The sequence below is a fragment of the Vibrio ponticus genome (assembly GCF_009938225.1).
GTDB lineage: Bacteria > Pseudomonadota > Gammaproteobacteria > Enterobacterales > Vibrionaceae > Vibrio > Vibrio ponticus.
In genome coordinates, this window is sequence record NZ_AP019657.1 from 290,610 (window position 1) to 302,810 (window position 12,201).

The 12,201-nt window shown below is 43.2% G+C and carries 9 protein-coding genes; 7 read left to right on the forward strand and 2 right to left on the reverse strand.

The window, feature by feature from the left end; all coding sequences use genetic code 11:
- The first annotated feature begins 42 nt into the window (after positions 1–42).
- The 4 genes from deoC to deoD all read left to right on the forward strand — a co-directional run bounded on the left by deoC (position 43) and on the right by deoD (position 4,483).
- Positions 43–822 carry a deoxyribose-phosphate aldolase gene (gene deoC / locus GZN30_RS01315; RefSeq protein ID WP_075651278.1) on the forward strand — a complete coding sequence of 260 codons (780 nt, stop codon included), beginning with the start codon at positions 43–45 and terminating at the stop codon, positions 820–822.
- 226 nt (positions 823–1,048) lie between these two features.
- Complete coding sequence (deoA, locus tag GZN30_RS01320) at positions 1,049–2,377, forward strand: thymidine phosphorylase (RefSeq protein ID WP_075651281.1); 1,329 nt, start codon at positions 1,049–1,051, stop codon at positions 2,375–2,377.
- Between the two features lie 57 nt (positions 2,378–2,434).
- The gene (locus GZN30_RS01325; RefSeq protein ID WP_075651283.1) at positions 2,435–3,655 is read left to right on the forward strand and encodes a phosphopentomutase; all 1,221 of its coding nucleotides are present in this window, start codon (positions 2,435–2,437) and stop codon (positions 3,653–3,655) included.
- 108 nt (positions 3,656–3,763) lie between these two features.
- Positions 3,764–4,483 (forward strand): purine-nucleoside phosphorylase, encoded by a 720-nt coding sequence (deoD, locus tag GZN30_RS01330; RefSeq protein WP_075651285.1) that lies wholly within the window; start codon positions 3,764–3,766, stop codon positions 4,481–4,483.
- 360 nt (positions 4,484–4,843) lie between these two features.
- On the opposite strand, the gene GZN30_RS01335 is transcribed toward deoD, so the two are convergent.
- Complete coding sequence (locus GZN30_RS01335) at positions 4,844–5,449, reverse strand: YtjB family periplasmic protein (RefSeq protein WP_075651287.1); 606 nt, start codon at positions 5,447–5,449, stop codon at positions 4,844–4,846.
- Positions 5,450–5,601: 152 nt separating this feature from the next.
- Between GZN30_RS01335 and serB the strand changes: the two genes are divergently transcribed.
- Positions 5,602–6,582, forward strand: a complete 981-nt coding sequence (serB, locus tag GZN30_RS01340) for a phosphoserine phosphatase (RefSeq protein WP_075651289.1) — start codon at positions 5,602–5,604, stop codon at positions 6,580–6,582.
- Positions 6,583–6,649: 67 nt separating this feature from the next.
- On the opposite strand, the gene GZN30_RS01345 is transcribed toward serB, so the two are convergent.
- Entirely contained in the window at positions 6,650–8,989 is a 2,340-nt protein-coding gene (locus tag GZN30_RS01345) for a PilZ domain-containing protein (protein WP_075651291.1), read from the reverse strand.
- A gap of 404 nt (positions 8,990–9,393) precedes the next feature.
- Between GZN30_RS01345 and radA the strand changes: the two genes are divergently transcribed.
- Together radA and GZN30_RS01355 are read left to right on the forward strand one after the other, a co-directional pair.
- Positions 9,394–10,806, forward strand: a complete 1,413-nt coding sequence (radA, locus tag GZN30_RS01350) for a DNA repair protein RadA (RefSeq protein ID WP_075651293.1) — start codon at positions 9,394–9,396, stop codon at positions 10,804–10,806.
- A gap of 31 nt (positions 10,807–10,837) precedes the next feature.
- Complete coding sequence (locus tag GZN30_RS01355) at positions 10,838–12,187, forward strand: tyrosine-type recombinase/integrase (protein WP_075651295.1); 1,350 nt, start codon at positions 10,838–10,840, stop codon at positions 12,185–12,187.
- The last annotated feature ends 14 nt before the right edge of the window (positions 12,188–12,201 follow it).

The following is a 12,201-nucleotide window of genomic DNA, read 5'->3' on the forward strand; positions in this document are numbered from 1 at the left end:
CAGAGAATCAGTCACATTTTTGAATATTGATCGGAGATAGAAATGAGCGATTTAAAAGCAGCAGCGTTACGTGCACTTCAACTTATGGACCTAACGACGCTAAATGACGACGACACAGATGCGAAAGTTATTTCACTTTGTCACGATGCAAAAACAGCCGTAGGTAACACAGCTGCGATCTGTATCTACCCTCGCTTTATTCCTATTGCTAAGAAGACACTTCGTGAGCAAGGTACGCCAGAAGTACGTATCGCAACTGTAACTAACTTCCCTCACGGTAACGACGATATCGAAATCGCAGTAGCGGAAACGAAAGCAGCTGTAGCATACGGTGCTGATGAAGTAGACGTAGTATTCCCTTACCGCGCCCTAATCGCAGGTAACGAAGAAGTGGGCTTTGAGCTAGTTAAACAATGTAAAGCAGCATGTGGTGACAGCGTTCTACTTAAAGTAATCATCGAAACAGGTGAACTGAAAGAAGAAGCGCTAATCAAGAAAGCATCACAAATCTGTATCGAAGCAGGTGCTGACTTTATTAAAACTTCAACTGGTAAAGTGCCAGTGAACGCAACACCAGAATACGCGCGCATGATGCTAGAAGTGATTCGTGACATGAACGTAGCTGAGACTGTTGGTTTCAAACCAGCGGGTGGTGTACGTACTGCAGAAGATGCGCAAGCTTACCTAGCAATGGCTGACGAAATTCTAGGTGACAACTGGGTTGATGCTCGTCACTACCGTTTCGGTGCATCGAGCCTACTGACTAACCTTCTTAATACATTAGAAGTGACAGACGAGAAAGCGGATCCAGCCGCTTACTAATATCTTCGTCATATTTGAAACTGCAACGTCGTTTGCTGCATAAATTATCTCTAATCACATAGTTGTCTATGCTCATAGAGATAATTTACTGGCAGCCTAGTTGCAGCTCCAACTATTTAGAAGATAGCGTAAAAATTTAGTCTGTTTGATGAAGTGGTGCTCGCCACCACTTCAATCTCTACCTCTTTACCTTACAACCTTACTCATACGAGTACGGGAGGACCTAATGTATTTACCACAAGAGATCATTCGTAAAAAGCGTGATGGCGAAGTGCTAACCGCTGACGAAATTAACTTCTTTATTCAAGGCGTTGCCAACAACACCGTTTCTGAAGGTCAAATCGCAGCGTTTGCGATGACGATTTTCTTCAATGAGATGACAATGGATGAGCGAATTGCACTGACGTGTGCGATGCGTGATTCTGGCATGGTTATCGATTGGAGCCACATGAACTTTGGTGGTCCAATTGTTGATAAACACTCAACTGGTGGTGTGGGCGATGTAACTTCACTGATGCTTGGCCCAATGGTGGCAGCATGTGGTGGCTTTGTACCAATGATTTCTGGTCGTGGTCTCGGACACACGGGTGGTACGCTAGATAAGCTTGAGTCGATTCCTGGCTATAACATCACGCCAACCAATGATGTGTTTGGTCAAGTAACCAAAGACGCTGGCGTTGCTATTATTGGTCAAACTGGCGATCTAGCGCCTGCTGATAAGCGTGTATACGCAACTCGTGATATCACCGCTACCGTAGACAACATTTCTCTTATTACTGCGTCAATTCTATCGAAGAAACTGGCAGCAGGTCTTGAATCACTTGTGATGGATGTAAAAGTAGGTTCTGGCGCATTTATGCCAACTTATGAAGCATCTGAAGAACTTGCGAAGTCTATCGTGGCTGTGGCAAATGGCGCAGGCACTAAGACCACGGCAATTCTAACCGATATGAACCAAGTGTTGGCTTCATCAGCGGGTAACGCTGTGGAAGTGCGTGAAGCGGTCCGTTTCCTAACGGGCGAATACCGTAACCCGCGTCTACTTGAAGTGACTTTGGCATCGTGTGCGGAAATGCTAGTACTTGGTAAGTTGGCAGAAAACACAGAAGCTGCGAACGCTAAGTTGATGGAAGTTTTAGACAACGGCAAAGCGGCTGAATGTTTCGGTAAGATGGTTGCAGGTCTTGGCGGTCCAGCTGATTTTGTTGAAAACTACGACAACTACCTAGAAAAAGCAGAGATTATCAAACCTGTGTTCGCAGAACAGCATGGTGTGGTTTCTGCGATGGATACACGTGCAATTGGTATGGCAGTAGTCTCTATGGGTGGTGGTCGCCGCGTTGCGACTGACAGCATTGATTATGCGGTAGGCTTTGATGGCTTCATTCGTTTGGGTGAAGTTGCTGATGAAAGCAAACCACTGGCTGTGATTCACGCACGTAGTGAGGAGCAGTGGCAAGATGCAGCGAACGCGCTGCGCAAAGCAATTACTATTGGTGGTGAGTACACCCCAACTCCAAACGTTTACTGCCAGATCCGCGCAGAAGACGTTTAATAATAATAAGGCCTGCTTTCACAACAACGATTTCTAAGTGGGCCTGAGGAACGAGCAATGAAAAGAGCATTTATTTTAGTCCTAGATTCATTTGGTATCGGCGCGACAGCGGATGCTGATAAGTTCGGTGATGTAGGTTCAGATACGCTAGGTCATATCGCAGAACAGTGTGATAAAGGTTTGGCTGACAATGAAAAGCGTAGCGGCATGCTAACGCTACCAAACCTATCTAAATTGGGTTTGGCGATGGCACACAAAGAGTCGACTGGTCATTTTGCACCTGGCTTAGACGCAGATGCAGAGATCATTGGTGCTTACGGTCATGCAGCGGAGCTATCTTCTGGTAAAGATACTCCGTCAGGTCACTGGGAAATCGCTGGCGTGCCAGTGCTATTTGAGTGGGGCTACTTCACTGATAAAGCAAACAGCTTCCCTAAAGAGTTGACCGATCGCATTCTTGCTCGCGCAGGTCTTGATGGTTTCCTCGGTAACTGCCACGCATCAGGTACGCAAGTATTGGATGATCTTGGTGAAGAACACATGAAAACTGGCTTGCCAATTTTCTACACTTCAGCAGATTCAGTATTCCAAATTGCCTGTCATGAAGAGACGTTTGGTTTAGAACGCTTACTTGAACTATGCCAAATTGCGCGTGAAGAATTGGCTGACTACAACATCGGTCGCGTTATCGCTCGTCCATTTGTGGGTCCAGGTAAAGGTCAATTTGAGCGCACTGGTAACCGTCGCGATCTATCGGTTGAGCCGCCAGCAGCTACTGTGCTGCAAAAGCTTGCGGAAGAGAAGCAAGGTGAAGTGGTTTCTATTGGTAAGATTGCCGATATCTACGCGAACTGCGGTATCACCAAGAAAGTGAAAGCAACCGGTATTCCAGCGCTGTTTGAAGCAACACTGGAGCAAATCAAAGCGGCGGGTGACAATACGATCGTATTCACCAACTTCGTTGACTTTGACTCAGCTTACGGTCACCGCCGTGATGTTGCAGGCTACGCTGCGGCGCTAGAATACTTCGACGGTCGTATTAACGAAGTACTAGAATTGATGCAAGAAGATGACATCTTGATCCTAACCGCTGACCACGGCTGTGACCCAACGTGGCAAGGTACTGATCATACACGTGAGCACATCCCTGTATTGGTTTATGGTCAAAAGATCCCAGCAGGCTCACTAGGTCTTCGCGAATCTTTTGCTGATATTGGTCAGACACTTGCAGAATATTTTGCTACGTCACCAATGGATTACGGTAAGAGCTTCTTGTAAATTATGACACTCAAGCATCGATGGATGCTTGAGTCAGAGTAAACTGAATACTATTGGCGTCAATGCCGTTCATTTGGCGCCTTCTTCTATATTGAAAAGGAAAACACGATGGCAACTCCACATATTAATGCTGAAATGGGTGCGTTTGCAGATGTAGTACTAATGCCGGGTGACCCGCTACGTGCGAAATACATTGCAGAAACATTCCTAGAAGACGTAGTTCAAGTATGTGATGTTCGTAACATGTTCGGTTACACAGGCACTTACAAAGGTCGCAAGATCTCTGTAATGGGTCACGGCATGGGCATTCCTTCATGCTCAATCTACGTGACTGAACTAATTAAAGACTTCGGCGTGAAGAAAGTGATTCGCGTGGGCAGCTGCGGCGCAGTAAACGAAGACATTAAAGTACGCGACGTTGTGATCGGTATGGGTGCTTGTACAGACTCTAAAGTAAACCGTATCCGCTTCAAAGGTCACGACTTTGCAGCTATCGCGGATTACAAAATGGTTCGCGCAGCAGAAGAAGCAGCAAAAGCTCGTGGTATCGATGTGAAAGTAGGTAACCTATTCTCAGCTGAGCTTTTCTACACGCCAGATCCAGAAATGTTCGACGTAATGGACAAGTACGGCATCGTGGGTGTTGAAATGGAAGCGGCTGGCATCTACGGCGTTGCAGCAGAGTACGGTGCAAAAGCACTAACTATCTGTACTGTTTCTGACCACATCAAAACAGGTGAGCAAACGACTTCTGAAGAGCGTCAAAACACGTTCAACGAGATGATGCTTATCGCACTAGATTCAGTTCTACTGGGTGACGAAGAGTAATCGAACGAAGCTTTAGGAACGCGGTGCTTACGGAGTCGGGAACGTTTCACTTACGGAGCGCTCAGCTACGGATAAGCAAAACAGCGTAAGAACGATGAGGGTTGGCTTAAGTGCCAGCCCTTTTTTTATGCGCATACGTTTTTCACCTGTCATTGTAGATATGTGCAGGCTTACTAAAAACTTGTCATTCTCGAGAGCGCAGCGAGTCGGGAATCTTGCTTTTGTTTACGCATGGTATTGAATGACAACCTGATAGCGTTATGCTTTCCCGCATCCCGCATCCCGCATCCCGCATCCCGCATCCCGCATCTGTAGCGTCAGCGTTCCCGAATAAAAAAACCGGCTTACGCCGGTTTCTGTCTAATTCATCTCTTTCAGCAACAAGTTCTCGCCTTTGGCTTGTGGCTTACGGCGAATAATAAACGCCAGTAAGAAGCCAGCGATAAAACTCACGCCTACCATTGAGTACATGTAGCGATCACTCTTGCGGTAATAGTGATCAGAAAACGCAGTGAGTCTACCGGTTTCAAACGTCATACGAATAAAGCCAACGATCGCGTTGTCGTGCATGATAGGTTCAACTAACTGTTGGCGTCCAATTCGAGCAGTTTCTAACGGGGTATCTAAGCCTAAAATTTCACGCACCGACTTTGCCTTGTCACTTGAAGCGAGACGAATCCCTTCTGCATCATAGATCGTTGCATCAAATACCAACTTATCTTCGGCTAGTTGGTTGGTAAGATTGAGCAGGCGCTCTTGGTCTGCATCGGCAATCATCGAGCCTGCGGATAATGAGGCTTGAGAAATGAGTACTTTGGTGAGCGTCTCTAATTGGTTCGCTTGGATCTGTTCATTACCTTTGGTGATCTTAACGCTGTTAATCGCGATCATAATACCGCCCGCAATCAAAAACAGGATGATCAGCGCTCGAATTGCCATACGGAATGAGAACAAAGATGAGTTCATAAGTTACCTTCCCAACCTCACTACACTATGCTTTGATGGTAGTGATAATTGGCTAAAAATCTATATTTATCTTGTACAGTGCGCATATTGAGACTTGCGCAACCAAATTGCAATAGGGTAACTTGGAAGCAACTTTAATAGGAATGCTTTACATGGATATGTTGAAAAAATTGGCGATTAAACGTCGTACTACATTGTTAAACCGCCTACCTGAAGCGCAAACATCGACCAACTTTGACCGCAGCAAAGCGGGGTGGATTGTTTTTGGGCACTATTTAAACCCGCAGCAGTTTGAAGATATTGATTTCTTCACCGGAGAGTACAACGCTATCGTTGATGTGTGGCAAGTTGGCGCATATGAAGTTGCGCTGATGGCAGGTCAACTGACGGCTGAGCTTGAGGAAATATTGCAAGCCTTAGAATTAGACTATGCGGCTCTGCGAGAGTTTCCTGAACTGACCAAGCCAGGTTTGATGGTGTTTGATATGGACTCGACGGCGATTCAGATCGAGTGTATTGACGAGATCGCAAAATTAGCCGGGGTAGGTGAGGAAGTCTCTGAAGTCACTGAGCGGGCAATGCAGGGTGAGTTGGACTTTGAGCAGAGCCTGCGTCAACGGGTTGGCAAATTAGCTGGTGCAGATGAATCTATTTTGGAGCAGGTAAGGCACGCGTTACCTTTGATGCCAGATTTCCCAGAGCTGATTGCAACGTTGCAACAGTTTGGTTGGAAAACCGCGATTGCGTCAGGTGGCTTCACCTATTTTTCCGATCATCTTAAACAGATGTTGAATCTCGATCATGCGCAGTCAAATCAACTCGAAATTGTCGATGGTAAGTTGACTGGCAACGTATTGGGAGACGTCGTAAGCGCTCAAACCAAAGCAGATATTTTGCTTCAATTGGCTGAACAGTATGATATTGAACCGCACAATACTGTCGCGGTGGGTGATGGCGCCAATGACCTAGTGATGATGAGCGCGGCGGGCTTAGGGATTGCGTATCATGCGAAACCTAAAGTTGAGCAACAAGCGCAAACCGCTATCCGATACGTTGGTCTTGGTGGGGTGTTATGTATTCTATCCGCACAGTTATTAAAGCAGCAAAAAGTCAGCTTTAAGCCTTTACCCTGAGCAAGGATTAAATAGAAAAAGCGAGCCATAGAGCTCGCTTTTTGCGTTTGGAATATACCGCAATGGGTTATTGAGTTAGTTCGAGGCGGATCAATACTTCCTCAGTGATATCGACGAACTCACTGAATCCAACGAGAGTAGAGATCTCTTTTTCCAAGCTGCGTGCTTGATGCAAACTAATGGTTGTCAGCTCTTCAATGTCTTTGCGTAACATTGCGGTGAGTGGGTCAAAAATTGGTGTTGAGCAGATACGCACCGCATAGAATTCGCCCATATTTTGGCTGTTCTTAATAAAGTCGATACGCTCTCGTGTTGATTCAAACTCAGTACATAGTTTTGCTGCTAAGGTTTGTAATCGAGTACCAAACTTAATCGCGGAGATATATAACTCATGGGCTTGTGGTTTTGCGCCTTCAATGCGTTTCATTGGTGCAGCTAAAAGAGTTGTGGTGCGCCCTTTATACACGCTATCCAGTAGCAGTCGGTTGTTGCGTCCCACTTTCGCAAAGAGCGCGAGGTAGCCCGGTAATGGGTATCTCACACCGACCACTTTGGGTTTGAGATTGTTATTTTTCTTCTCGACAAACAAAGGTGTACTAATCATTCTCTCAAGTAGGATGTTATGCAGATTTTCCAGCATTTCATTGCTTGGTAGTGTTTCTTGAGTGGCGACTAACTTATTGCGATTATGCTCGATGAGACGACCAAAAAACTTCATGGTATTGATGTTCTTTGAGGTATCTTCAATCACGAGTTGGACGCGCTTTCCTCCTGGACTGACGCGAATCACTTTGTATGGCACTTTATTAAGTGGCAGTGATTTATCGTATAACTGCAGCTCGCTGAAGTTGATAGTGCAGATTTGACCGGCTTTAAGTTCGATCGGTGAGCTTAAGGCGATATACAACCCGTGTTTTGAAATATCGAGCGTCACACCAGAGGCTTGTTGGTCTTCATAAGTTAAAAACAGCGGTGAGCGGAACTGGTAGCGAGGTTCTTTGCGGCGATTCTGTGCGTCAAAGTAGATACTAACAGGAATATGCGAGCTATTACGTTTATGACAAAAACGTTTGAGTTCGGAACTCGCTAGGCGAGGTTTCTCACTAAGCAGGTAGTCAGAACCTGCACTGTGATCCGATATTTCCTGCAACATGGCGACATGCGTTAAGCCATTGGTTAAATCAATCGTCTCTTTTGGTAAATCATTAAAAACGTTACGCTCTTCATCGTTGAGTTCAAAAACGGAAATGCGAAATACCTTCCAACTGTCACGATGCGCCCCAACATGCCAGAACAATTGACGAAGTTCACGCGTTGCTTCTGGGATCATCATTGAGAAAAACAGGTCTTTATCCGCGTGTTTATGTTTGAACGTGTAAAGCACGCTGTTGCTGCCACGCATCCCCGGCTTTGTCATTTGCTCTAGACGTTCAGGGTTGAACAGATTGGCAAGCGTAAGTTGGTTGCGATCATCATTCCAGTACTGCCAAATATGCTGATTGTTTTCAGTCATCAGAACCAGCTTAAGTTCGTTACCGCTGAAGAAAATTGGCAGACTAAAGGTGTGCTTTAAGTAGTTATGCTCATAGCCTCTTGAGCGAGCACGAACCACTTTATCTTGATTGTCGTGGCGAGAGCGCTGCACTTGATTATGCAGACAGTACGCCATGATATTGTTAATCAACTCAGCGTTATCAAGACGTATTACGCGCAGAAAGTTAACCGCGTCGTTTTCAAAAGACTCATCGATACCGACAATGCGATAGCAAATGCTCTCTGTTATCTTGCCGATGGAGGTGGATTTTGCCAGCTCTGAAAACTGGATGGTAATCACTTCACCTAATTTATAGTGAAACGCAGAAGGCACTTTGAATTTGCCGCCTGAAGGTGAAATATCAGAAGTCACACCATGGACCAACTGTTCGTTGGAAAGATGAATCACAATCTGAGTCGACAGTTTAAGACGGTTTTCTTTGCGTTTAAGATCAAAGCCCATTACTACAGGTTCTGCATTAAAAACGTTGGTGGTTTCCTCGTTTTCAATCGGCTTCGGCTGTGCGTTTTGGTTAATGACTTTGAAGCTATTGCGTGTATTGCTTAACGCATCGAAGACGCCTTCAGTGTAACCGTGATACTTACGTACATTTTTGTGGTAAGTGTTGAACGCAACATCATCCAGCCAATGGGTGATGCCATCCAATTCATATTCTCGACATTCGCCTTTCACTCGACCACGCAAATCGATGGAACGATAGCAGGGGGACATTAGGCGTTTGAGTTCCATCTTGACCAGAATTTTTAACGACGGATGTTCTCCGTCCGTCAATTTAGACAGCAACAGTTCAAAATCTTCCGTTTTGTATACCGGAAGCAATTTTTCAGCGATGGAGAAAATTTCAGTTTGCATGCTTTTTTAGCGAATGTCCTTTGTTAGTATAATATCGACCTTGCGTAATAGATCTTTAGTGATATGTTACTGCGAATCAAGTCAATAGAGAGCTCAATCAGTAGCCACCATCACAAAATTTAAATGAGGTCACATGGCAAAAGCAAAACGCGCATACGTATGTAACGACTGTGGTGCTAGTCTTGATTTTTTGATTAGACGCATAGTCTTGATTTTTTGTTGGAGGAAAAGTTAGACATTCTGCGACTGGTCCCTATATGCTTGTCATTAGAAGCTGTAAACGGGAATGTATTTTACTTTAGGAGTTTCGGATATTAGGTCTTCTATCGCTTATATGTTTTAGCAAGTGGTAGTTGGTGAGGAATAGGTTACTTGTATTTGTTTTGCAAAATAAGAGCGAGAAAATGGCAAAAAGTAAAATAGCGTATCTATGTAATGAGTGTGGTTATGACTCGCCACGCTGGGTAGGTCAATGTCCAAGTTGTAAATCTTGGAACACAATGAATGAATTTAGACCTACAGCAGTATCAAAAACTACCTCCGCATTAAATAGAGCGACGGGAGGGAGTAGTTCAGGAGGCTATGCGGGATCAAGTGGGAAAGGAGCAAGGAAGCTTGAGGCTGTATCGGTTATAGAGGCTAATCGCGTTTCAACTGGTCAGTCCGAGTTTGATCGAGTTCTTGGTGGCGGTTTAACCCTTGGTTCAGTTGTTCTAGCGTCGGGAGATCCAGGGGCAGGTAAAACAACGTTATTAACCCAAATTGCTTCGCATATGAGTCACACAATGCCAACGATGTATGTAACGGCTGAAGAAAGCTTAAGTCAATGGAAAAAAAGGGCACAAGAACGATTAGGGCTTCAGTTCAATGACGAGAATTTTTGGGTTGATGATTCAGATTGTATTGAAGATATCGTTGTTGCTGTTAAAGAGTATGGAATTAAGCTACTTATTGCTGATTCAATCCAGGCATTTGAATCAACAAGTGTGGAGGGAAGTGCAGGCGGTATTACACAGGTAAAAACTTGTGCCCAGATACTAAACCGTTTATGCAAAACTGAGGGGATTACGCTGATATTAGTTGGGCAGGTAAATAAAGATAGCAAAATGGCAGGTCCTCAGACACTAAAGCACATCATCGATACCACCGTTCATATTGATGTCACGGAAAGCAATGTGAGAATACTGAGATCCGACAAAAACCGCTTTGGTGACACAGATCAGGTTGGTATTTTTCAAATGACTGAGCGAGGAATGATTAGTGTCGATAATCCTAGCCGCCTTTTCCTTAGTGGGGGCGAAGAACGTTATGAAGGATCTGCTGTAACCGTTATTAAAGATGGTGCGAGAAATCTTTTGATAGAAATTCAAGCTTTAGCGACAGAGTTTGAAGGTGAAAAACCAATTCGAAACTGTATTGGAATTAGTTATTCAAGGCTCGCATTAATAACAGCCGTTTTGAAAAAACATGGTGGAATTAGTACCTACTATGATATCAACATCAGTTTAGTCGGTGGTCTTAAAATAGCGGATACAGAGACATCAACTGATCTTGCTGTTATGGCTGCATTAGTTAGCTCTATAAACTCAAAACCAACACCAGAAGACTCAGTATTTATTGGTGAGGTCGCTTTAACAGGGGAAATTCGCCAAGTACAAGGTGGTGTTGCTCGCGTTAAAGAGGCTGTAAAGCATGGTAAGAAGCAAATCTACATACCTAAAGCAAACTATCATAGCTCGATGCTTAAAGAACTTAATCCCGACCAAAAAATAATTCCCGTCGCAAAAATTAGTGATGTGATTGAAGCTCTTCAGTAGAAGTGCATTAAACTGCTACGCAGGTGTGTTTATGGCGAAAAAAATTCGGTCAATATCAAAATCATTTGGGAATGGTGATTATTCCATTGTAAGAACAACAGTAGATAAGTATCCAAAGTGTTTTTTCAGGAAAGATGAAAATGACTTGAATTTACAACCAAACTTAACTAAATCACAATATCCAATCTTGATTGAAATACCTCTTTTGTGTGATGGAAGAGGTAGAAACGTTATTCCAGCAAATCTGTTCCTTAGATTTAAAGCTAAACCTCATTCTGATTACAAAACATTAAAAGATTATGCTCAAGCTTTATTAGCGTTCTATCGATTTATGCTTATCAATAGATTGACTATATATGATGTTAATTCTGATAAAGAAAATGGGGTTGTTTATAAGTTTCGTGATTTTTTGTTAGCAAACTTAAAACGTGACACAGGGGATGGGAACGTTGGCTTTTATTCTCGAAGTACGGCAAAAAGTTACATATTAAAGGTTGTGGAATACTATAACTTTTTAAATGCTTCAAAGATTATTGAAATAAGTGAGAGTTTTGTACCGTTTGAGTATAAATCGATCACTGTCAGTAGAAGAAAATTAAAGCAAAATAAAGTTGATAGTCGTAAACTTGGTCATTTAGAAAAAGAAATGAATAGCATAATTGTTTTGACAACAGGATTAACAAAAAAATTTGGTTATGAGCAATCTACAGAGCCTCATAAAAAGTTAAAACCTATGTCTGATATAGATATGCAGTTATTTTTAGATAGACTAGATGATGATTTTAATAATCCTAAAGATCTTATGCTTAAACTTTCGATAAGAACAGGTCTAAGACTTGAGGAGTTAATTACATTTCCTTTATCTGAAGTCCAAGAACCAAAAGCAGAGTTTGTAAAATGCACAATTAGTGAGATTAGAAATGGTTGTAAAACGAAGTTTAATAAAGAGCGTACTATCGAAGTACCTTTTGAATTGATGAACGAATTAAATCAATATCGTTTGAGTACAGTGAGAGCAAATGCAATAAATAAATCTTGGTTGAATCATAATTGTTTATTTGTAAAGTCTGATGGTTATCCATTTTCTCCTAATACGCTTGAAAAACATTTTGAAGCCATAAGGAATTTGATAATGAAAACTCATCCTACTTGGTATTATCGAGTTCACGATCTTAGATCTACGTTCGCAACACATTGGTTATGTAATAGATATTTGGAAACGGGATTACCATTTGATACGTTACTGGAAGATCTAAAAGAGATTATGGGACACGAAAATCCCTCGATGACAGAGAAGTACACTAAGTTTATGAATGTCAGGGATAACTGGTTCAAGTTTGCCAGAATGCAAAACGCTAGGGCGAATAAATTCTCAAACTAACAAGGGGTTAAGTT

Excerpts from the sequence above, each read along its gene's own strand:
- deoC (WP_075651278.1), top strand. The coding sequence starts at position 43 with ATGAGCGATTTAAAAGCAGCAGCGTTACGTGCACTTCAACTTATGGAC.
- deoA (WP_075651281.1), top strand. The coding sequence starts at position 1,049 with ATGTATTTACCACAAGAGATCATTCGTAAAAAGCGTGATGGCGAAGTG.
- GZN30_RS01325 (WP_075651283.1), top strand. The coding sequence starts at position 2,435 with ATGAAAAGAGCATTTATTTTAGTCCTAGATTCATTTGGTATCGGCGCG.
- deoD (WP_075651285.1), top strand. The coding sequence starts at position 3,764 with ATGGCAACTCCACATATTAATGCTGAAATGGGTGCGTTTGCAGATGTA.
- GZN30_RS01335 (WP_075651287.1), bottom strand. The coding sequence starts at position 5,449 with ATGAACTCATCTTTGTTCTCATTCCGTATGGCAATTCGAGCGCTGATC.
- serB (WP_075651289.1), top strand. The coding sequence starts at position 5,602 with ATGGATATGTTGAAAAAATTGGCGATTAAACGTCGTACTACATTGTTA.
- GZN30_RS01345 (WP_075651291.1), bottom strand. The coding sequence starts at position 8,989 with ATGCAAACTGAAATTTTCTCCATCGCTGAAAAATTGCTTCCGGTATAC.
- radA (WP_075651293.1), top strand. The coding sequence starts at position 9,394 with ATGGCAAAAAGTAAAATAGCGTATCTATGTAATGAGTGTGGTTATGAC.
- GZN30_RS01355 (WP_075651295.1), top strand. The coding sequence starts at position 10,838 with ATGGCGAAAAAAATTCGGTCAATATCAAAATCATTTGGGAATGGTGAT.